This window comes from Kitasatospora sp. NPDC056651, from assembly GCF_042792155.1.
Classification (GTDB): domain Bacteria; phylum Actinomycetota; class Actinomycetes; order Streptomycetales; family Streptomycetaceae; genus Kitasatospora.
The window spans coordinates 42,732-63,781 of sequence record NZ_JBHTWX010000013.1 but is presented as its reverse complement, the minus strand read 5'-3'; the positions used below and the strand labels follow the sequence as shown (position 1 = coordinate 63,781).

Below are 21,050 nucleotides of genomic sequence, written 5' to 3'. Positions count from 1 at the left end.
GCGTGGCCGCCCTCCGAGGGGCATCGCAAAAGCCGCTTTCGGGACAGATGGAAGGAATGTGCCGCGACGCTTTACTCATTGACATGATCATCAGCAGACTGATAGAAGATTCCCACGAATGGAGCGCCTGGCTGGAGAAAACGGCGGCGACGGGCATCGCGAAGCCGAAGATCTGCCGCAGTGCCGGGGCGCATTCCCTCGCGAATTCCGTGTTCGCCGTCCCGCCGCGAAGGATCGCGCCGGCGAACAAACCGATCGCCCTTGCCGCCGGTGGCGCGGGCGATCGGTCGACGACCTATGGATAGGCGTGCACAAATGTCCACCACTGTTTCTCCCCGCGTTCTGATGATCGGCTGGAACACCCCCGCGTTCAGGGCGCTCGAAGAGCACCGTGCCGACGTGGTGTCCGTGATCGGCCCCCGGCACGTGAGCCGGGCCAAGGCCCACGCCCCGGAGGCGGCCCACGTGGTCGTGCCCGACGACGGCGACGTGGAGCAGGTGCTGGCCGGCCTGGCCAGGGCCGGCATCGCACTCGACGAATTCGACTTCGTCTGCACGATCGGCGAATGGCCGATCGTCGCCGCGGCGCTGCTCGCCGAGCACGGCAAAGCCGTCGGCATGAAGCTCTCCACCGCGATAGCCCTGCGGGACAAGTCCGTCCAGAAGCGCCTCGTCCGCGAGGCGGGCCTGCCCGTGGCCCAGGTGCTGGTGCCGGACCTGCTGTCCGACCTGGACGGCGAGCAGCTGTCCTACCCGGTCGTGGTGAAGCCGCTCAGCGGCGCCGGCTCGCAGGACACCCACGTCGTCTCCGGCCCCGCGGAGCTGGCGTCCCTCGTCGAGACCTACCGGACGCCCGTCCGCGGCCCCTGGCTGGTGGAGGAGTTCATGGAGGGCGAGGAGCTCCACCTCGACGGGGTCGTCCGCGACGGAGTCGTCCGGGCGCTGTCGGTGTCGCGCTACCTCCAGAACGTGATCGACATCAAGTCGGGCGGACTGGTCGGATCGATCCTGCTCGACCCGGCACACAACCCGGACCTCTACGCGAAGGCCGAGGCCCTGGTGACCGCGACCCTCGACGCCTTCGGCCACGAGGACGGGATCTTCCACGCCGAGGCCTTCGAGAAGGACGGCTCGCTCGTCTTCAGCGAATGCGGCGGCCGCCTGGGCGGCGGCGCGATCCAGGACATCGTGCTGCGACGCTTCGGCGTCGACCTGTGCGACGAGTGGGCCCGGGCGGCGCTGGGCCTGCCCGCGGGCACGCCGGCCGCACCCAGCACGGAGCAGGTCGGCTGGGTGCACCTCAAAGCACCGGCCGGCGTGGCGCAGCACGTGCCCGACGAGGCGGAGCTCCTGGAGCAGCCCGGCTGCGTGGAGGCCGTCATCAGCATCGGCCCCGGCTCGCGGATCCCCGAGTTCAGCGCGGCGTCGAACGTGAAGGCCGGGGCCGTGATCGTCGTCGGCGACAGCGAGGAGCAGGTCCGGGAACGGACCCTCGCCGCGGCCGCGTGGTTCTCGGAGTCCGTGGTCCTGCAAACGGCGGAACCGGTGTGAACCGGACGGCGACGCCGAGCGGGGCCGCGCTGCGCCGGGCCCTCGCGTCCGTCCTTCCGGAGCGCGGCCCGGGGCGGGACCTCTACTGGTCCACGCTGATCAACTCCGCCGGCAACGGCCTGTTCCTGACCACGAGTTCGCTCTACTTCGTGCGCTGCGTGGGCCTCGCCCCGGCCGAGATCGGGCTGTGGCTCACGGTCTCCGGCCTGATCGGCTTGCTGGCGGGCGTCCCCGTGGGGCGCATCGCCGACCGCCACGGGGCCCGGGAGACCTACGTCGTGGCGCTGGTGGTGGAGGCGCTCGCGACGGCGGGCCTGCTGCTCACCCGTTCGCTGGTCTCGTTCGTGGCCGTCATCACCCTCGCCTTCCTGGCGGCCTCGGCGAGCAGTTCCGCGCGCGGGCCGCTGGTGCGCGCCGCCGGCGGCGAGCGGGCGGCCGAACTCCGCTCCCGCCTGCGGACGGCCATGAACCTGGGCATCACCCTGGTCGGCCCGGTGGCGGCGGTCGCCATCAGCGTGGACAGCCCGTTCGCCTACCAGGTGATGATCGCCTTCGACGCCCTGTCGTTCGCCCTGTGCGCGCTGATGATGCGCAGGATGCCGCACGTACCGGGCACCAAGGGCACCGGCGAGGGCAAGCGGTGGCAGGTCTTCTCCGACCGCCCGTACCTGGCGCTGGTCGGGATCAACGCGGTGATGATGCAGCAGTTCCCGGTCCTCACCCTGGTCCTGCCGCTGTGGATCTCGCTGCACACCCAGGTACCGCACTGGGTCGTCGGGCTGGTGGTCCCGGTCAACACCGTCCTGGTGGTGCTCCTCCAGGTACGCCTGTCGCGGGGGATGGACACGCCGCTGTCGGCAGCCCGGGTCATGGTGAGAGCGGGGCTCGCGCTGCTGCTCTCGCTCGCGCTGATCGGCTTCCTGGGGCACCTGCCGGCGGTCCCGGCCACAGTCGCCCTCGCCCTCGCCATCGTCGTGTACACCGTCGGGGAGATCTGGTCGGCCGCGTCGATCTACGAGCTGAGCTTCGGCCTCGCCCCGGCGGAGGCACAGGGCGAGTACCTCGGGATGCTCTCCAACGGCTCGGCGATCGGGCGGCTCGCCTCCCAGGCCCTGGTCACCGCGCTGTGCCTGACCGTCGGTACGGCGGGCTGGATCATCCTGGGGCTCCTGCTGCTGGGAGCCGGCCTGGCGGCGGTGCCGACCACCAGGTGGGCCGGGCGCAGACAGGCCGCCCCCGCGTGATCCGAAAGGTCAGTTCCGAAAGGTCGGTCATGATCCTCAACAGCTACGGCCCGGTCGAACCGGGCGGCGCCGGCAACGTCTACCACGAGATCGAGGGGCACTGGGACGTGGCGCGGCTGGAGGCGGCGCTGCGCACCGTGGTGGCGCGGCATCCGACGCTCTCCACCACGGTCGCCTCCGACGGGAGCCGGGTGGTGCGCGACGACGTGCCGGTGCACGTCCGGGTCCGGGACCTGCGGGACCTGCCGGCCCGGACACGCGACCAGGCGCGAGCCGCCCATCGGGAGCGCGCCTCGCACCGGGTCGCCCCGCCGGACCGGGCGCCGTCGGTGCACGTCGAGGTGAGCGTGCTGGCCGACGACCGCATGGTGCTGCACGTCAACCACGACCGGTCGGCCACGGACGCCGGCGGCGCGTTCCCGTTCTTCCGGGAATGGTGGCGGGCCTACGAGGGCTCCGCGGAGTCCTCTGCGGCGGGCGACGCACCCCTGGAGGCCGACGTCGCGGAACCGGACCGCCCCCGTGACGAGGCCACCGTCCAGCGCTCCCTGGCCTTCTGGCGCGAGCGCCTCGACGACCTCGCGCCCGCGCCGGACCTGCCGCCGGCCTCCGATCCCCCGGCGGCCCGGCCGCGGTTCACACGGCGAGAGGTACGGCTGCCCGCCGGGCGCTGGGCCGAGTTCAAGGCGCACGCGCGCCGACTGGGCATCACGCCGAGCGCGGCGCTGCTGACCGCCTACGGCCAGGTGCTGGCGTACTGGGGCGGCGGCGAGCGGTTCACGATCGCCACGACGGTGGAGCGCGGCCCCGTGAGTCCGCCGCCGACCCGCGACGCGATCGGCGGTTTCCCGGAGCTCCTGCCCGTCGAGGTCGCCATCGACCCGGCGGCCACGTTCGCGCAGCGCTGCGCCCCGGTGCGGCAGGCGATGCGCGCCGCCGCGGAACACGGGCACGCCTTCGGTGCCGCGCTGCGCCTGGCGGCCGGGCCCGTCACCGGGTACCCGCCGGCGCCGTACACGTTCACCTCCGCCCTCGGGTCCGAGCGGTCCGGCGTCGACGGCTCCGCGATCGGGCTGTTCGGCCGGGAGGTGTTCTCGGCCGGCCAGATCCCGCGGACCCACCTCAACGTCCTCGCGACGGAGCGGGCGGGCGAACTGCTCGTGCACGTCGACTCGGTGGACCGGCTGTATCCGGAGGGGCTCGCGGCGGCCCTGGTCGCCGGCCTCCAGGGACTGCTGGACCAGCTCGGCGACGCGGAGGGCTGGACGCGGACCACGCACGACCTGCGGCCCGAGGAGCAGCGGCGGCGGCGGGCAGAGACCAACGACACTGCGGCGCCGCAGCCCACGCGGATGCTGTGGGAGGGCGTCGTCGCCCAGGCCGCGGCGCGGCCCGACGCGCCGGCGGTGATCACCACGGGCGGCGTCGTGAGCTACGGCGAACTGCTCCACCGCGCGCAGGGCGCGGCCACCTGGCTGCGGGAGCGCGGGGTCGGCCGCGGCGACCTGGTCGGGCTGGTCATGCGGCGCGGGCCGGAGCAGATCGTCGGCATCCTGGCCGCGTTGCTCGCCGGGGCCGCGTACCTGCCGGTCGACGCGGGACTGCCCGACGAGCGGCGCGCGTACCTGCTGCGTGACGGCGGGGCCCGGTGCGTGCTCACCAACGTGCCCACCAGCGCGACCACCAACGCGTCCACCAGCGTGACCGGCACGGAGCCGGACACGCTGCTGCTCGACATGGCGCGGCCGGTGGTGCCCGTCGAGCCGGTGGAGCCGCCCGCCGGGGCACACGTCGACGACCTCGCGTACGTGCTCTACACGTCCGGCACGACCGGACGGCCCAAGGGCGTGATGGTCAGTCACCGCAACGTGGCGAACGTGGTGGCCGACTGCGCGGCCCGGTTCGGCGTCGACGCCACGGACCGCTTCTTCGGCATCAGCGCGTTCACCTTCGACCTGTCTGTGTACGACGTGTTCGGCGGGCTGTCGGCCGGCGCGGCGATCGTGCTGCCGGACGCGGACCGGGCGGCGGATCCCGCCCACTGGCTGGACCTCTGCGCGGAGCACCGGGTGACGGTGTGGAACTCGGTACCGGCGATCATGGCCATGCTGCGCGAGCAGGCCGAGCCGGAGCCGGGCCGGCTCGGCGCGCTGCGCCTGGTCATGCTGAGCGGCGACCGGATCCCGCCGGACTTCCCCGCGGCGCTCCTGCGGCTCAAGCCCGACCTGGAGGTCGTCTCGCTGGGCGGCCCGACCGAGACGACGATCTGGAACATCCTCCACCCGGTGGACGCCGCCGACGACGGCAGCCGGCCGGTGCCGTACGGGCGGCCGAACCGCAACAACACCGCCCACGTCCGCGGCCCGGAGGGCTGGGACCGGCCGGACTGGGTGGTCGGAGAGATCTGGGCCGGTGGCACCGGCGTGGCCCGGGGCTACCACGGCGACCCCGCGCGCACCGCGGAGCGCTTCGCGGACGGGCTGTACCGCACCGGTGACCTGGGCCGCTTCCTGCCGGACGGGTCGATCGAGATCCTCGGCCGCAGCGACTTCCAGATCAAGGTCAACGGCTACCGGATCGAGGCGGGCGAGGTCGAGACGCGACTGACGGCCGTGCCCGGGATCCGGCAGGCGGTCGTGGTCCGGCAGGCCGGGACGGACGGCGACCGCCTGGTGGCCCACGTGGTCCCGGCCGGTGCGGACCGCCCCGGACTGGCCGAGCTGCGCGAGCGGCTGGCCGTGCACCTGCCCGGCTACATGATCCCGAGCGTGGTGGTGTGGCACGACGCGTTGCCGCTCACCCGCAACGGCAAGGTCGACCGGGGCCGGCTCACCACGATGCGGCACGAGCCGCGGACACCTGCCACGCCGCCCGCCCCGCCTGCCCCGCCCGCTCAGCCCGCCCCGCCGGTCGCGGCGGAGTCGACGCCGCCGGGCGGGCCCGTGGCGGACGGCTCCGTGGAGACCGAGCTGGCGGGCGTGTGGTCCCGCGTCCTGCGCGTGCCCTCGATCACCCCGGAGGCGGACCTGGACGACTTCGGGGCCGGCTCGCTGACCGTCATCCGGCTCCTCAGCGAGGTGCGCAAGCGCTTCGGCGTGACCATCCCGGTGGCCGAGGTGCACCAGGTCCGCACGGTGCGCGCGATGGCCGCCCGCGTGCGATCGGGCGGGTGAGCGCGGGCGGGTGAGACGGGGTGGGTGGGATGGGATGGGTGAGCGCGGGCGGGTGGGACCGGGCCGTTCCCGGACGAGTGAACTGGAGACGAGTGTGGGCGACAAGGACATCGACGCGGTCGTGGTCGGCTCCGGCCCGAACGGGCTGGCGGCCGCCCTGGTCCTGGCCGCCGCGGGACTGCGGGTCCAGGTCCACGAGGCCGCCGACAGCGTGGGCGGCGGTGTGCGCACCCGGGAACTGACCCTGCCCGGCTACCACCATGACGTCTGCTCGGCGGTCCACCCGATGGCTGTCGCGTCCCCCTTCTTCCGCGCCTTCGACCTGGCGTCCCAGGGCGTCCGGATGGCCCGGCCGGAGGCGTCGTACGCCCACCCGCTGGACGGCGGCCGGGCAGCGGTGGCCTGGCACGACCTGGACCGCACCGCCGCCGAGCTGGGACCGGACGGTCCCGGCTGGTCCCGGCTGCTGGGCCCGCTGGTCGAGCGGACGCAGCCGCTGGTGGAGGCGGCGATGTCCGACCTGCGCGGGGTCCCCCCGCAGGTGACGGCCCTCGCACGCCTCGGACTGCGCGTCGCCGAACAGGCGTCGCCGTGGTGGGACGCGCGGTTCCGCGGCGATCTCGCACCGGCCCTGCTGACGGGCGTCGCCTGTCACTCGATCGCGCCGCCGCGCACGCTCGCCTCGGCCGGCGTCGGCCTCCTCCTGGGGTCGCTCGCCCACTCCGTCGGCTGGCCGCTGCCGATCGGCGGCAGCCAGGCCATCACCGATGTGATGGTGGGGCAGCTGACCAGGCACGGCGGCCGCGTCGTCACCGGCCACCGGGTGCGTTCGCTCGACGAACTGCCGCCCGCGCGGGCCGTCCTGCTGGACGTCGCGCCGGGTGCCCTGGTGGAGATCGCCGGCCGACGGCTGCCCGAACGGTACCGCCGTCAACTGCGCGGCTTCCGGCACGGCGGCGCGGCCTGCAAGGTGGACTTCGCCCTGTCCGGCCCGGTGCCGTGGTCCGCGCCGGACTGCGCGAAGGCGGGCACGCTGCACCTGGTGGGTTCACGGGCCGAGGCGGTACGGGCGGAGGCCGACGTGGCGGCCGGCCGCCACGCCGTCCGTCCGTTCGTGCTGGCCGTCCAGCCGGGGGTGGTGGACCCGGGGCGCGCCCCGGCCGGCGGGCAGGTGCTGTGGACCTACGCCCACGTGCCGAACGGGTCCGCCCGGGACGTCAGCGAACAGGTCAAGCAGCAGGTGGAACGGTTCGCGCCCGGCTTCCGGGACCTGATCCTCGCCGAGCACGTCGTCACCGCGGCCGAGCAGGGCCTGCACAACCCGAACTACGTGGGCGGTGACATCTCCGGCGGCGCGACGACCGCCTGGCAACTGGTGATGCGCCCGGCCGCCCGCTGGGATCCCTACCGGACCCCGCTGCCGGGCGTCTACCTGTGCTCCGCCTCCACCCCACCGGGCCAGGCGGTGCACGGGATGTGCGGGGTGCACGCCGCGCGGCGCGCGCTGCGCGACCGCTTCGGCGTGCGGTCGGACCCCCTGCGGCTTGTGGCCGAGGCCTACGGCGGCGGCAGGGCCGTGGCGGCGGACGACCGCTACTGACCGGTCGGACGAGGGGGGCCGGATCCGATCCGGGCGCGGACGAGTTCGACCGGGCCCCGGAACCAGCCCAGCTTCTCCACCCACCAGGTGAGCCCGGCCGCCCGGTACGGGGCGACGACCATCGCGTCGGCGTCCCGCCGGAGCCCGGGCGTCTGGCCCTCCATGACGACGTCGAACGGCCCGTTCCGGAGGGCTTGTCGGTCGCGGACGTAGGAGACCACGGCTTCCAGGTCGGCAGGGGGCATCATCTGGGTGTGGCCCACCCCCGTCCGGGTGGGGAAGACGCCGTCCCAGCGCGCGGCCCGCCGCATGGGGCGTCGCGAGGGCCACGTGCCGGCGATCCACACCGGGATGCGGGGACGTTGCGGGCTCACCGGCTGGAAGGAGAGGTCCGTGACCGTGAACCAGCGGCCGTGGAAGGTGAACGGTCGGCCCGCCCACAGCCCGTCGAGGACGTGGAGGGCTTCGTCCAGTTTCTCCGCCCGCACCCGTGGGTCCGGATCCTGGCCCAGCGCCTGGAACTCGGCGGCGGAGGACCCCAGGCCGGCGCCGAAGATCAGCCGTCCACCACTGAGGAGGTCCAGCGCGACGGTGGCGCGGGCGACTTCGGCGGGACGCTTGAGGGCGAGCACGCTCACCATGACGCCGAGTCGCAGCCGCTCCGTGTCGGCGGCGATCGCGGCGAGGGCGGTCCAGGAGTCGGTGAGGTGCTCGTCCGGGTGGTCCGCGACCTGGCCGTCCCAGAGGAAGAAGCCGTCCCAGCCGGACCGTTCCGCCAGTGCTCCCAGTTCGCGGAGCAGGCGGGGATCCGCGTACTCGCGCCTGTTGGGCAGTCCGACGGCGTAGCGCAGCGGCTGCTGTGGCGTGGCGTCCATCGGTCGCCGCCTTCCCGGTCGCCCTCCCGGTCGGATACGACGGTCGCTGACGCGACCGGCTCCAGCCTCGATGATGTCGGCTGCGCGACGACCCGGGCAACCGGAACGGCGTCGGGGGACCACTCGCCCGGACAGTCGCGCGCAGGCGCGCCGACAGCCGTGTTCCCCCGCACCACCGCAGGTCAGCGGCCCCTCCGCAGGCCGGGAGCCGGGTGCGGTGCTACGGTCCACTGGGAGCCCGGATCGCCGGCGGCGGTTCCGATGCCCTCCCCGCGGACGGCGTCTCCTTCGGCGAGGCGGCACGTCACCCTCCTCGACATCAGTGATCGACCGGAGTCCCCCGCCCGCCGCGGGCCGCGGCGGGGCGGAGGGCACCTTCGACGGCGGCCGGGCCCGGCCCGCGCCGCCCAGACCTTCCACACCTCCCAGACCCATCGCCTTCGGACGGAACAGCACCGGAGGGTTCGAGGGGAGCAGCGATGTCCGAGAACAGCGCGGCCTCGGGACTCGGTCCGCGGTACCTGATCAGCGTCGTGGTCCCGTGTTTCAACGAGGAGGCAGTCCTGCCCGCGACCTTCGGGCGGCTGACCACCGTGATGAGCCGTCTGGCCGGCTGCGACCACGAGCTGGTCTTCGTGGACGACGGCGGCACGGACCGCACCTGGGACGTGCTGCGGGAGCCGGCCGCCGACGACCCCCGGGTCCACCTGGTGCGGTTCAGCCGGAACGTCGGCCACCAGTGCGGACTGCCGGCGGGCCTGCGCGAGGCGGCCGGCGACGCGGTGGTGATGATCGACGCGGATCCGCCTGCCCGCGCCGCCGCGGGCCCGACGGACCCCGACGACCGGGCGGCGGCCTCGTGAGCGGCCCGATGGCGGGCGCGGCACCGCGGGACGGCCGGGAGCCGGCCCCGGCGTCCGGCGACGAGGTCCTGGTGATCGGCGGCGGGTTCACCGGCCTGGCCGCCGCCCATGAGCTCGCCCTGGCCGGGGTGGCCTGCCGGGTGCTGGAGGCTGAGCCGTACGTCGGCGGCCTGGCGGGGTCGTTCGAGGTCGGGGGAGCCCGGCTCGAACGCTTCTACCACCACTGGTTCTCCTCCGATCTGGAGATCCGGGGGCTGTGCGCGGAACTCGGCTGCTCCGACCTGCTCCAGCCGCACCGGACCCGGACCGGCGTCTACTACGCGAACTCGGTGTACCGGTTGTCGAGCCCGTGGGACGTGCTGCGCTTCGCCCCCCTCCCGCTGCCCGACCGGGTCCGGCTGGGCTGGTCCGCGGTGCGTGCCCACCGGGTGAAGCACTGGCGGGACCTGGAGGACCTCACGGCCCGTGAGTGGCTGCTGGAGCTGAGCGGGCCGCAGGTCTACGAGACGGTCTGGCGTCCGCTGCTGGAAGGCAAGTTCGGCCAGTACGCGACCGAGGTCGGCGCCACCTGGATGTGGACCAAGCTCCACCTGCGCGGTGGCAGCCGGTCGCACAGCGGCCGCGAGGTCCTCTACTACCTGAGGGGTGGCTGCGCCGCCCTGCTGGACGCGTGGGTCTCGCGCCTCTCCGAACTCGGGGTCCGGATCTGCACGAACACCCCGGTGCGGCAGGTGCTGACCGACGCCCACGGGGTGTGCGGGGTCCGCACCGACAGCGGCGTACTGCCCGCACGGCGGGTGCTGGCCACCACGGCGCCGGACCTGCTCGCCGGCTTCCTCGCCCCCGCCCCCGCCGGGCCACCGCCCCATCCGGACGTGCCCGCCGTCCGCCGGCGGCTGTCCGGCATCCCCTACCTCGCCAATCTGTGCCTGGTGCTGCAGAACGACCGGTCCCTGTCGGACACCTACTGGCTCAACGTCACCGATCCGTCGTTCCCCTACGTCGGCGTCATCGAGCACACCAACCTGGAGGCCTCCGACGCCTATGCCGGGCGCCACCTGGTCTACCTGTCCGCCTACCTCCCGACCAGTGCCGAGCTGTACCGGATGGACGACGACGCGGTGTTCCACGCCAGCCTGCCGCACCTGCGCCGGATGTTCCCGCGGTTCCGGCGCGACTGGGTCCGGAGCCACCATGTCTGGCGGGCCGATCACGCCCAGCCGGTCATCACCCCGCGCTACTCCGACCGCATCCCGGCGATGGAGACCGAGGTGCCGGGGCTCTACCTGGCCGGCATGGCCCAGATCTACCCCCAGGACCGGGGCACCAACTACGCCGTGCGGCAGGGACGGCACGTCGGCCGCCTGATCGCCGACCGGATGCGCACCGCCCGCCGCACCGCCGACCGCACCGCCGACCGCACCGCCCGCCGCACCGCCCCCGATCCGCGGCCCCCCGACGCCGGGAACGGCACGGGTCCGCGGTCCGGCCCCGAGGAGGGGACGCCATGAACTCCCTGATCAGCACCGAGGACTGCGAGCGGATGCCCATCGAGCGGGTGCACGAGCTCTACCGCCGTCATGTCAGCCGGGGCCAGGTGACGCTGCTCTCCGCCTTCGGATTCGGCCGCGATGCCGTGGACAGCGCCTCGGGGTGCTGGATCACCCTGCGCGACGGGCGGCGGGTCCTGGACTTCACCGGCGGGATCGGCGTCCTGAACCACGGCCACAACCACCCCCGGATCCTGGCCGCCCGCCGACGCTTCCAGGAACGGGGGCGCATGGAGGTGCACAAGAACTACTTCTCACCGTACGTCGCCGCGCTCGGGCACAACCTGGCCCAGCTGCTGCCCGGGGACCTCGACGTCAGCTACTTCCCCAACTCGGGCGCGGAGGCCGTCGAGGGCGCCCTCAAGATGGCCTACAAGTACCACCGCGGCCATCGCGGAACCGTCCTGCACTCCGACATCGCCTTCCACGGAAAGCTGCTCGGCGCGGGAAGCCTGACCGCCTCGCCGGAGGTGCACTTCACCTTCCCGCGGATCCCCGGCACGGACGGTTTCGCCTTCGACGACCTTGCCTCCCTCGAACTGGCCCTGGAGCGGCACACCGCGCCCGAGGGCGGGAGCGACGTCTACGCGCTGGTCCTGGAACCCTTCAGCGCTTCCAGCCTCCGCGAGTGCTCGGAGGAGTTCCTGCGCGAGGCACGCCGACTGTGCACCCGGCACGACATCGTCCTGATCTTCGACGAGGTCTACACCGCCTGGGGCCGGACCGGTTCGCTCTTCCACTTCATGCGCCACCCCGGCCTGGTCCCGGACGTGGTGACCACCTCCAAGTCCTTCGGCGGCGGCAAGGCGTCCATCTCCGGCTACGTGGCCAGGGAGCCCGTCTTCCACAGGGCCTACGACTCGCTCCCCGACGCCACCCTGCACAGCACCACCTACTACGGGTTCGGAGAGGAGACGGTCACCGCGCTGGAGGCCGTGGCGATCGCGGTCGAGGACGACTACCCCGCCAGAGCCCGCCGCCTCGGCGAGCGGCTGCACCGCGGCCTCACCGCCCTCGCCGCCGGCCACCCGCACCTGGTCTCGGAGGTGCGCGGCGCCGGCGCCCTCCAGGGCGTCATCCTGCGTCACGGTCCGGCCGCCCTCGACCACGCGCTGCGGCTGCTGCCGTCCTCCTTCGCGCGCGACCCGCAGGCCGGGGCCAAGCTGGCCACCGCCGCCGTGGTCGCCGCCCTCTACCGCGACCACGGGGTGCTCACCTACTACGGCTCCAACCACGACCTCCCCCTGATCGCCGCGCCTCCCCTGGTCGCCGAGGACTCCGACGTCGACGTCTTCCTGGAAGCCCTGGACGCGGTACTGGCCAAGGGAATGCCCCGTCTCCTGGCGGGCCTGGTCAGGGAGAAGGTCACCGCATGAGGGCCCCGACGGGCCGTCCCGCACCACCCGCCGAAGGGTGCCGTACCGCGCGTGAGCACCGTCGCCTGCGGGTCTGGGAACGGCGCGTGCGCTCCGCCGGGCTTCCGCCGCTCTGGGCGGGCCGCTGCGCGGCCCTGGCCGAGCCGTCCCGCCAGGCCGCCGCGGTCCGCCACACGGCCGCCACCCTGGCCGCCCTCCCGACGCCGTACCGCCTGGTGTTCGCCCTGCTGATGCGGGTGTTCCCGGTCGCCGTCGTCCTCGCGGACCCGGCGATCCCGCTGCGGGGCACCTCGGACCGGGCCGGTTTGCAACGGGTCGTCGACCGGCTGTCCACGGTGCCCGGCTGCGCCGAACTGCTCAGGGTGAGCCTCGCGCTGGCCCTGCACGGCGCTTTGGACGGCGCTGTGGACAGCGCCCTGGAGGAGCCCTCCAGCACGCCGCGCCGGGATCCCGGATGACCGGGGCCGCCCGCGCCGCCCGCACCGTCCGCTGCGACGCCCTGGTGATCGGCTCGGGAGCCGGAGGCAGCGCCGCGGCCCTGGAGCTCGCCGGCGCGGGCCGGGAGGTCCGCGTCCTGGAGGAGGGCCCGCTCGTCCCGCAGGAGCGGATCACCCGGGCGTCCCCGGCGGAGAACCTGCGCCTGCTCTACCGCCAGGGCGGTCTGGTGCCCATCCACGGCGCGCCCACCATCCCCTTCGGGGAGGGGCGTTGCGTCGGGGGAACCACCGTCGTCAACGGAGGGCTGCTCTGGCGTCCTTCCGAACACCTGCTGGAACGCTGGGCGTCCGCCGGCGTCGACGGCTTCCGGGCCCACCACCTCGCCCCCCACCTGGCCGAGGCGGAGCGTCGCCTCGGTGTCATCGACCAGCCGCCCGGACGGGGGAACCACGACTCGGTGCTGCTCGCCCAGGCAGCCGACCGACTCGGCTGGAGCTGGGCACCGGCCCGCCGGGCGGTACGGGGCTGCCGCCACGCCAACCGGTGCGTCACCGGCTGCCCCACCGGGGCCAAACAGAGCATGCTGGTGAGCTACCTGCCCGCCGCCGAACGGCTCGCGGCGGTCATCGAGCCCGACACCCGGGTCGTCCGACTCGAACACGACGGCACCCGGGTCACGGCCGTGCACGCCCTGCGCGACGGCCGCCGACTGCGCTACCTCCCGCGGACCGTGTTCCTGGCCGCGGGTCCGATCGGCAGCGCGCTGCTGCTGCGGCGCAGCGGCATCGGTGGACGCGGCCCGGGCCGGGCCATCGCGTTCCACGTCAACTTCCGTACGGTGGCGCGGTTCGGCGAGCCCGTCCGCGCCACCGAGGGCACCATCTTCACCGCGCAACTCCAGGAGTTCGCCGACCGGGGGGTGCGGGTGATGCCCGCGAACCTCACCCCGGGGTCGCTCGCCGCGGCGCTGGCCGCCCACCCCGCCGGGACCGTCGACCGGATGCTGGCCCAGCTGGACCGGATCGCGGTCTACACCACCCAGGTGAGCGTCCAGGGCACCGCACGGCTGCTGGCGGTACCCGGCCTCGGCGCGGTCCTGCGGCACCGCCTGACCGGGAGCGACCGGGACCTCCTCCGCTCAGCCTTCCGGCACACCGCCGAACTCCTCCTGGAGGCCGGCGCGGTCGAACTGCTGCCGCCCGCGCCCGCCGGCCTGACCACCGCCGCGCAGGCGGCCGACTTCGCGCTCCACGGCCGGCCCGAGAGCTGGGACCTGATCTCCGTCCACGCCATGGCGTCCTGCCGGATGGGCCCACCCGCCCTGGGCGGGGTGTGCGACGCCCAGGGCCGCCCGCACGGCTTCACGAACCTGCGACTGTGTGACGCCAGCGTCCTGCCGGGCGCCACCGGCATCAGCCCGCAGGAGACCATCATGGGCTTCTCCCACCTGATGACGGCCCGGTACCTGGAGCAGCCCACCGGTCACCGGCCCGGTGGTCGCTGAGCAGCCGCGGCCCGACCTTGTCGGCTCGGGGGCGGGAGCCCGGCACGGTCACAGGGCCCGCAGGAAGAGCGTCACCCCGCCCGCGACCGCGATGCCACCGGCGAGGGTGTGCCAGCGTGCCGTGACCAGTGCCGCGCGCACGCTCCAGGCGTGCATGAGGTCCAGCAGATCGGTGAGTCGGCGCCGGGCGCCGGCGAGGTTGGCCTCGGCGATGGCGCGTGCCGCCCGGAGTTCGTCCGCCTCCGCGGCCGCCGGCTGCGCGGCCAGGGCGGAGGTGAGGTTGGCGAGGACGGTCGCGTGCAGCTCGCAGGCCCTGACCAGGTCGGCCGGGCTGCGGCCGAACGGGCCGAAGAAGAGGGACGGTTCGGCCTCCGCGACGGCGCGCAGCGGCCGGACCGCCGGGGAGTTCCAGGCGGCCGGGGTGGTGAGCCGGGGCGTCAGCACGTCGCCGGTCCAGTACACCGCCCAGCTCACGCCGAGGACGGTCAGGGCCAGCCCGGAGAAGGCGAGCCAGAGTCCGGTGCTGCCGTGGACCTCGCTCACCCCGGCGAGCGGCAGGCCGCCGAGGACCAGGCCGCCGACCGCCCCGAGCGCGCCGATGGTCCAGCGGGCGGTGCTGCGCATGTCCGCGACGCTGTCGACCACCGCACCCGTCCGAGGACCCGGGGTGACGTCGGGTAGCGGTTCAGTCATCGGCGTTCCCGTCGAAGGCCGCGGGCCGGTCCCGGAAGACCGGCCCGCCACCGGGATCCGGCACCGCCCCGTACGGTTTCCACGCACTCCCGTCGAAGTACTCGACGCCCCCCGGCCCCACCCGGACGTCCCCTTCGACCGGGTCGGGCCGTGTTTCTGACGGATCCTCGGTTCCCGTTTCCTCAGGCATGGGCCGAGTATGTCAGCGGCTCACTGGCGCCGACAGCCGTTCACGAAGAACAACTCCACCTGGACCGAGTCGGAGGTCGAGGCTCCGCGCCAGGCGTCACGGAGCACGACCTGCTGGTCGCTCTGTCCGCAGAAGGCGCTCCTGAGCCGGCTCTGGAGCACGGTGTTCACCGCGGCGGCGAGCTGCTGGGCCGGCCCCTGCCCGGCGGTGGGCGCCAGCCCCGAGGTGATCACGAGTCCCACGCCCCGCCGCGCACCGTCCTTCTCGACGGCCGCCCCCACCTCGCCCAGGACCGTACCGGCGACGGTCTCGGGCAGGCTGCCGCTGCGCACCGGCCCGCTGCCGACCACGACGGTCACCGTGACGGAGCGCGGATCGAGGCCCATTGACGTCAGCCCGCTGCCCGACGGCCCGGAGGCGGTGGGTGACCCGGATCCGGTCGGTGGTTCGGAGGCGGTCGGCGCCCCGGAGGCGGACGCCGATCCCGACGGTGCGCCGGATGGCGCCCCGTCTGCGGCGGAGTCGTCCGGCTTCTCGGGTGTGGTCGCCCCGAAGGCCAGCAGCATGAGGACGAGGAAGAGGTCGGCGAACAGCCACCCCGCCAGGTGGCGGGGAGCCATCCGGCCTTCTCCGGAGGGGCGTTGCGGCGGTCTCATCAGTAGAGCTCCGGTCCTTCGGAGCGGCGGGACCGCCCGGTCTCGTCGGAGCCGAACGGGTCGCTCCCGTGGTCCGGTGCGTTGCTCAGCGCCGGCGGGATTCCCCCGGGACCGGTGATCGCGGCCTCGTTCCGCTCCTGGAGGTGCTCGACGAGCCGGATCAGGCCGTCCATGAGGTCCTGCAGCCCGTCGCTGTGCCGGACGAAGCGCTCCATCGCCGCTCCCAGCTGCCGGGTGTCCTCCATCACCTCCATCGCCACCGCCTGGTGGGCCTGCGCGGAGACCTGGGACACCGCGCTGGTGTCCCGCACCTCGGTGGTGAGCCGGAGGACCGCCTCGCGGAGCACGCGGTCGTCCTCGGCGAGCTGGTTGCGCAGCGTGACGAAGTGGTGGAGCACCTCCTGCGGCGTGGTCATCGACCGGCCGAGCGCGCCGAGTTCCCGGGCGGAGGCCGTCCACTCCCGCAGAGCCGTGGAGAACTGCCCCTCCGGGCCCGGGCTGAGGACCGTCAGCAGCCGGTCCGTCAGGCCGCCCAGGCCCTTCTCCAGCTGGTCCGCACTGCGGGCGAGCAGCCGTGCGGTCCGCTCCAGCTCCTTGGTGGAGAGCTCCTTCGTCCGGTCCGACACGGAGACGGTGAGGAAGTGGGTGGCCCGCATCAGCTCGTACGCGATGCTCTGGCGCAGCTCGTGGCGGTCGGCCGACCGTCTCAGGGCCGAGGCGTGGCGGTGCAGCCAGGCGTTGAGGAGGATCACCAGCAGGACGAGGACGACCACCGTCGGTACCGCGACCTGCCCGGCCCCGTCGAACCACAGGCGCAGGAAGTTGGCCTGGGTCTTCGAAGCGCGGTAGCGACCGAGGTCGATCCAGAGGGTGGCCCAGGTCACGGCGATCGGCAGGAACACCAGGCCGTCCCGGACCACCTCGACGGCGTCCGCGACCTTGCCCTGGCTCGGCGTGCCGTCAGGGGCCAACAGGTCGGGCGGATAGGCGGTGACCAGGTCCATGCCGGCGAGGGCCCCGGGGTCCTCCCTCAGGGCCGTGGCGACCGAATCCAGCACTCGGCCCGGCAGAGGGGGCTTCCGGCACCGCTCCGCCAGGCGCTGGAGCTCGTCCGCGATGCCGGGCAGGTTGTCCTTGGCCGTGGGCTCGGTCATCGGGGCGACTCCTCGGAGTGGTCCTGGTGGGTCAGGGCACGCGGCCCGTCGGCTCGGCCGAGCCGGCCGAACAGGTAGAGGTCGGCCGCCGCCGACCTCACCACCTCCCGGCCGCGCCGGGAGCCCGCCCGGTGCAGCAGGGCGCGCAGGAGCGCGGGCGGTGGGACGGGCCCGCAGGCGGCGAGGAGCCGGCGGAGCCGGTCGGCATCGGCGCGGGGCCCCAGGGCGAGGTCGAGCAGGGTGGTCAGCAGGTGCCGGGCCGTCGGTGACCCGTCTCCGCGCTCGACGTCGACACACAGCCGGGCCAGCAGGTCCGGCACCGCGCCGGAGCGCTCCAGCACCTCGCTCAACCGGCTCCGGGTACGGCGGGAGGGGTTCGGGCCGAGGCCCCGTAGCAGTATCCGGGCCGTGCCCGGCGAGTGCCGCACCCGGCGCAGCGCGCCGTCGAGCAGCCTCTCGGGGCCCAGCCGGGCCACCAGCTGGGCGCCCTGCTGCTCCGTCGGCAGGTCCTCGGCGCGCAGCTCGGCGAGCACGTCCAGCACGAGGAGGCCGTGCTGAGGGTCCCACTGGTGCATCCGGGGCAGGATCCGTTCGTCCAGCGCCCGTCGCACCGCGCGGGGATCCGGCGTGCCGGCGGCGAGGACCGCGCGCAGCCCCGCCTCCCCGCCGGGCCTCGCGGCGAGGCAGCGGGCGAGCGCCTCGGTGTGCAGCAGGGTGCGCGCGTCGGCGAAGCCCGCCACCGCCCGCGGGTGCTGCGCCCAGAGTCGGAGGACCGCCGCGAGCTCGCCGGGCGGAAGTCTGTGCAGGCCGTCCTCGATCCCGGCCATGAACCGCGGCGCGGTCAGGTAGCCGGACTCCTCCGGCGTGAGGTCGCCGAGAGCCGCCATCCGCAGCAGCACGTCGACGTCGCCGAGCACGCCCGGGGCGAGGAGCAGCCGTTCCCCCAGCCGGAGGACCTCGGCGCCGCTCGCCGCGGCGTGCTCGGGCCGCAGTCGGTCCAGGATCTGCGGTCCGAGCCGGTGGGCGAGCGAGAACAGCCGCTCCGCCAGGTCGCGGGCGCCGCGGTCCCCGGGTCCGCCGGCGGACCCGGCGGGCGGGTCGATCGCGGCGTCGGCCCTGACCCTGAGCCGGCCGTGCCCGCCGTGCAGGCTCGCCGGCGGCGACTGGTCGAGGAAGACCAGGGCCGGCAGCTCCGCGGCGGTGTCGCTCTCCTCCAGGGTGGCGAACTCCCAGCTGTGGGCCACGAATCCGCCGAGCACCCGGGCGAGCGTCCGGACCACGGCCTCGCCGGACGCGGGGCTCCCGATGACGGTGAGCGGGCGGTCGGGCTCGGCGAGCAGCAGTGCGCCCAGCCGGACCGCGAGCCGGTGCGGCACCTCGTCGAGCTCGTCGAGGGCGTCGGTCTCGAACCTCTCGGCGAAGGCGAGCAGCCGGTCCAGCCGGACGGGCCGCAGGTGGTCGGCGGGCGGTGCGCCGGGGCCGGCCGCCCCGGTCTCCGGGGGCAGCCACTCCTGCCAGGGGGTGGCGCAGATCGCGAGGGCCGCCCGCGGCGTCAGCCGGTCCGCCGGGGCGATGAGGACGTGGGCCTCGGTGGAACCGACCCTGCCCTTGGCGTCCCGGACCGACTCCTTGCGCAGCAGCACGGCCCGGTCGCCGAAGCGGCGGTAGACGTGGCCAGGCCGGGCCGGTCGCTCCTCGCCGGGCACGGCCGCCCAGACGAGCGAGCGAAGCCGGTCGTCCCAGCGGACGAGTGCGTCCGGGTCGAGGGAGGTCACCACGGGCCCCACGCCGTTCCGGCCGAGCAGGGAGCGCTCGGACCAGCGGTAGGTGATCAGGTCACCGTCGGCGGCGCTCACCGCGCGGCCTCGGGGCGGCCCAGGTTCCGCGCGGTCGCCATGTCGAGCACCCCTGTCAGCGCGAACAGTGTCAGGAGCGGCCGCAGCACCCGCCGCTGACGGAAGGAGTCCTTGGGGAAGCGTCCCACCGCCCGCGGCCCCTCCTCGGCGACGACCGCCGACGTGCCGGTGGCGGAGGCGAGGTGCAGCGTGGAGTCCCAGCACTCGTGGGTGGGGCCCAGCCAGCGCCTGCCGTTGCGGGAGGCGAGGAAGGCGTAGACGGCCCGGCTTTCCTCCTCCACCGTTCCGAGGTCGAGGTCCTCGTGCAGTCCGTACGGGAGCCACCGGTTGATCTCCGCGTAGCCGCGCCGGGTGAGCAGATCGGCCTTGGTCACCACGGTCACGGCGGGGATCGGGACGTACGGCGCCCCGGGCCGGCAGCGGGCCTGCCGCAGCCGGTCCATCGTGGCGTCGAAGGCCCGGTCGCCGCCGTCACCGCCCAGCCCCGGCCCGGTCAGGTCGCGCACGGCCGTGGGGTCCACCACGCACAGCAGGCCGCTGAGCTGGTTGACGAACGCGAGGTCCCGGTCGCTGCGCTGGAGCCGCTCCCCGGACATGTCGAAGATCACCACGGTGTGGCTGCGTCCGGTCCCGGGTTCCTCGACCACGAGCCCGACGGCGAACTCGACCGGCGCGTCGATCCGGGTGGCGGGCAGTTGCTCGCGCCGGTCGATGAACCGGCTGACGTGGCCGTCGAGGTAGGCGGCGTGCATCCGAAGGTCCAGTGCCTGCACCGTCAGGCCCATCCGGGCCATCAGCGCGGCGTCGTGGAGGCGGCTGACCATCGCGGCCAGCAGGTGCGTCTTGCCCGTTCCGGAGGCCCCGACGAGTCCGATGGTGACGGGCCGGGTGCCCAGTCCGGGGAACCGCTCCGGGAGCAGGTGCGAGGGCTGGGCGTCGTTGCCGGGGCAGCGCCGGTAGGCGTGCATCAGCAGCCGCTGCCGATTGGCGTCGCCGCGCACCGTCCGCAGGTCCAGCGGGGTCTCGGTGCCGTCCGCGTCGAGCGTGAGCAGCGGGGCCTGCTCCCAGTCGAGCTGTCCGATGCAGATCGGGCAGTCGATCACGCCGACCTCGCCGGCGAGCCCGGTACCGCCGGGGGTCGTCATCGCGTCACCGCCGCGAGCAGCAGGGAGAGTCCGGCCAGGTTGCGCAGCCACTGCACGCCGCGGCGGAACGCGCCCGGGGGCTCCGCGCCACTGCCCGCCCACCGCCCGGCACCCCGGGGCCGCTCCTCGTCCGCCCGGCGCCGCTGCGGGGCCCGCCACGGGCGGGGCGGGGGCGACGAGGACCGGAACCGGCGCTGTCCGGCTCGGAGCTCGTCGAAGTCGGCGAGCGCGCGTCGGTACTCGGCCGAGATCCGGGGGAGTGGCGTCGTGGGCCGCGGGGAGAGCTTCCGGACGAGTCTCCCGGCGTCGGGCGGCTGGTCGGCGACGAGGAGGTCGGTCAGCAGTCGGGACGGCCAGTCGTCCAGCAGCTTCAGCCGCCGCTCGATCTCGCCGCGTGGTTCACCGGGGCGCAGGTCCTCGCCGGTCGCGAGGTGGAACAGCAGCCGTCCGGCCGCGCGGAGGTCCTGGTGCCGGCCGGGGGAGGTCCGCGGCCTGGCGTGTTCGAGGCCGGCGAGCTGGAGTCCCGACAGGTCGTCCCACCACAGCCGGTCGAGGGTGACGGCTCCGTGGACGAGCCCGGCCCGGTGCACGCAGTCGAGTGCGGTGAACAGGTCCCGGGCGGCCTCGCGCAGCAGGGGGCCGGCCAGGGTCACTCCGGGCGGCAGCGCGTCGGCCCGGTGGCCGCGCCAGGAGCACAGCAGGCGCTGGGCGCCGGGGGTGTCGTCCCAGCGGAGCACCCGGACGAGTTGCCGCGGGTAGCGGTCCTCGGGGCAGGACAGTTCCAGCTGCTCGGCGACGTCGATGATCCGGCTCAGCGGCCTCGGGTCGGCGGACGAGACGACCATCACCGCCTCGTTCGCGGGGAGCAGCCGGCCGGGCCGCAGCCGGAGGCCGTCCCGGGCCGCGCCCGCGGGGTCCTCCGCGTCGAGCTCGATCCGGACGGCGGCCGGTTCCGCGGCCTGGCCGCGTGGTCTTCGGCCGTAGAAATCTGTCTGCATCGCACCCCCTGCGGGCGCCGGGCCCGGCCGGGCCCCGCTGCCACCCGCTGATGTATCACACCGAGGGGTCGTCACGCGCCGGTTCCACCCGATGAACCGCTCTTCTCCCTTATAGTGACGTGCGATCAACTGCCTTACTTTCAAGATCAGTTGGTCGCATCGATCCGGCTAGGGGGCGGCATAC

General features: G+C 74.4%; 17 protein-coding genes. 10 read left to right on the top strand and 7 right to left on the bottom strand.

Annotated elements, in window-relative coordinates; translation table 11 throughout:
• Positions 1 to 83 precede the first annotated feature (83 nt).
• The 5 genes from ACFRAR_RS08210 to ACFRAR_RS08190 all read left to right on the top strand — a co-directional run bounded on the left by ACFRAR_RS08210 (position 84) and on the right by ACFRAR_RS08190 (position 7,568).
• On the top strand, positions 84 to 305 hold the full coding sequence (locus ACFRAR_RS08210; protein WP_380696089.1) for a hypothetical protein: 222 nt from the start codon (positions 84 to 86) through the stop codon (positions 303 to 305).
• A 10-nt stretch (positions 306 to 315) separates the two neighbouring features.
• Entirely contained in the window at positions 316 to 1,551 is a 1,236-nt protein-coding gene (locus ACFRAR_RS08205; RefSeq protein WP_380696087.1) for an ATP-grasp domain-containing protein, read from the top strand.
• A complete protein-coding gene (locus ACFRAR_RS08200) occupies positions 1,548 to 2,795 on the top strand; it encodes an MFS transporter (protein WP_380696085.1) in 1,248 nt (415 codons plus the stop codon). The genes ACFRAR_RS08205 and ACFRAR_RS08200 overlap by 4 nt, the downstream gene beginning before the upstream one ends.
• A gap of 29 nt (positions 2,796 to 2,824) precedes the next feature.
• Entirely contained in the window at positions 2,825 to 5,968 is a 3,144-nt protein-coding gene (locus ACFRAR_RS08195) for an amino acid adenylation domain-containing protein (RefSeq protein WP_380696083.1), read from the top strand.
• Positions 5,969 to 6,062: 94 nt separating this feature from the next.
• Positions 6,063 to 7,568: a phytoene desaturase family protein gene (locus ACFRAR_RS08190; RefSeq protein WP_380696082.1), complete on the top strand. Its 1,506-nt coding sequence runs from the start codon at positions 6,063 to 6,065 to the stop codon at positions 7,566 to 7,568.
• Here ACFRAR_RS08190 and ACFRAR_RS08185 read toward each other — a convergent pair.
• Positions 7,562 to 8,443, bottom strand: coding sequence for an LLM class flavin-dependent oxidoreductase (locus ACFRAR_RS08185; RefSeq protein ID WP_380696080.1), 882 nt, complete (start codon positions 8,441 to 8,443; stop codon positions 7,562 to 7,564). The two genes, ACFRAR_RS08190 and ACFRAR_RS08185, sit on opposite strands and share 7 nt — an antisense overlap.
• Before the next feature lie 479 nt (positions 8,444 to 8,922).
• Here ACFRAR_RS08185 and ACFRAR_RS08180 point away from each other — a divergent pair, with 479 nt between their 5' ends.
• From ACFRAR_RS08180 to ACFRAR_RS08160, 5 genes are all read left to right on the top strand, one after another.
• Positions 8,923 to 9,306, top strand: a complete 384-nt coding sequence (locus tag ACFRAR_RS08180; RefSeq protein WP_380696078.1) for a glycosyltransferase — start codon at positions 8,923 to 8,925, stop codon at positions 9,304 to 9,306.
• The gene (locus ACFRAR_RS08175; protein WP_380696076.1) at positions 9,303 to 10,817 is read left to right on the top strand and encodes an NAD(P)/FAD-dependent oxidoreductase; all 1,515 of its coding nucleotides are present in this window, start codon (positions 9,303 to 9,305) and stop codon (positions 10,815 to 10,817) included. Before ACFRAR_RS08180 ends, ACFRAR_RS08175 begins: the two co-directional genes overlap by 4 nt.
• Positions 10,814 to 12,232, top strand: coding sequence for an aspartate aminotransferase family protein (locus ACFRAR_RS08170; RefSeq protein ID WP_380696074.1), 1,419 nt, complete (start codon positions 10,814 to 10,816; stop codon positions 12,230 to 12,232). The genes ACFRAR_RS08175 and ACFRAR_RS08170 overlap by 4 nt, the downstream gene beginning before the upstream one ends.
• A gap of 86 nt (positions 12,233 to 12,318) precedes the next feature.
• Positions 12,319 to 12,690, top strand: coding sequence for a hypothetical protein (locus ACFRAR_RS08165; RefSeq protein WP_380696072.1), 372 nt, complete (start codon positions 12,319 to 12,321; stop codon positions 12,688 to 12,690).
• Entirely contained in the window at positions 12,687 to 14,174 is a 1,488-nt protein-coding gene (locus ACFRAR_RS08160; RefSeq protein ID WP_380696070.1) for a GMC family oxidoreductase N-terminal domain-containing protein, read from the top strand. The genes ACFRAR_RS08165 and ACFRAR_RS08160 overlap by 4 nt, the downstream gene beginning before the upstream one ends.
• Before the next feature lie 48 nt (positions 14,175 to 14,222).
• Here the strand turns inward: ACFRAR_RS08160 and ACFRAR_RS08155 are convergent, their stop codons facing one another.
• The 6 genes from ACFRAR_RS08155 to ACFRAR_RS08130 all read right to left on the bottom strand — a co-directional run bounded on the left by ACFRAR_RS08155 (position 14,223) and on the right by ACFRAR_RS08130 (position 20,866).
• A complete protein-coding gene (locus tag ACFRAR_RS08155) occupies positions 14,223 to 14,867 on the bottom strand; it encodes a hypothetical protein (RefSeq protein ID WP_380696068.1) in 645 nt (214 codons plus the stop codon).
• A gap of 210 nt (positions 14,868 to 15,077) precedes the next feature.
• Positions 15,078 to 15,677: a hypothetical protein gene (locus ACFRAR_RS08150; protein ID WP_380696066.1), complete on the bottom strand. Its 600-nt coding sequence runs from the start codon at positions 15,675 to 15,677 to the stop codon at positions 15,078 to 15,080.
• A 35-nt stretch (positions 15,678 to 15,712) separates the two neighbouring features.
• Positions 15,713 to 16,867, bottom strand: coding sequence for a hypothetical protein (locus ACFRAR_RS08145; RefSeq protein ID WP_380696064.1), 1,155 nt, complete (start codon positions 16,865 to 16,867; stop codon positions 15,713 to 15,715).
• A complete protein-coding gene (locus ACFRAR_RS08140; protein WP_380696062.1) occupies positions 16,864 to 18,723 on the bottom strand; it encodes a hypothetical protein in 1,860 nt (619 codons plus the stop codon). The genes ACFRAR_RS08145 and ACFRAR_RS08140 overlap by 4 nt, the downstream gene beginning before the upstream one ends.
• On the bottom strand, positions 18,720 to 19,868 hold the full coding sequence (locus ACFRAR_RS08135) for a hypothetical protein (protein WP_380696060.1): 1,149 nt from the start codon (positions 19,866 to 19,868) through the stop codon (positions 18,720 to 18,722). Before ACFRAR_RS08135 ends, ACFRAR_RS08140 begins: the two co-directional genes overlap by 4 nt.
• Complete coding sequence (locus tag ACFRAR_RS08130) at positions 19,865 to 20,866, bottom strand: hypothetical protein (protein ID WP_380696058.1); 1,002 nt, start codon at positions 20,864 to 20,866, stop codon at positions 19,865 to 19,867. Before ACFRAR_RS08130 ends, ACFRAR_RS08135 begins: the two co-directional genes overlap by 4 nt.
• Between the last annotated feature and the right edge of the window lie 184 nt (positions 20,867 to 21,050).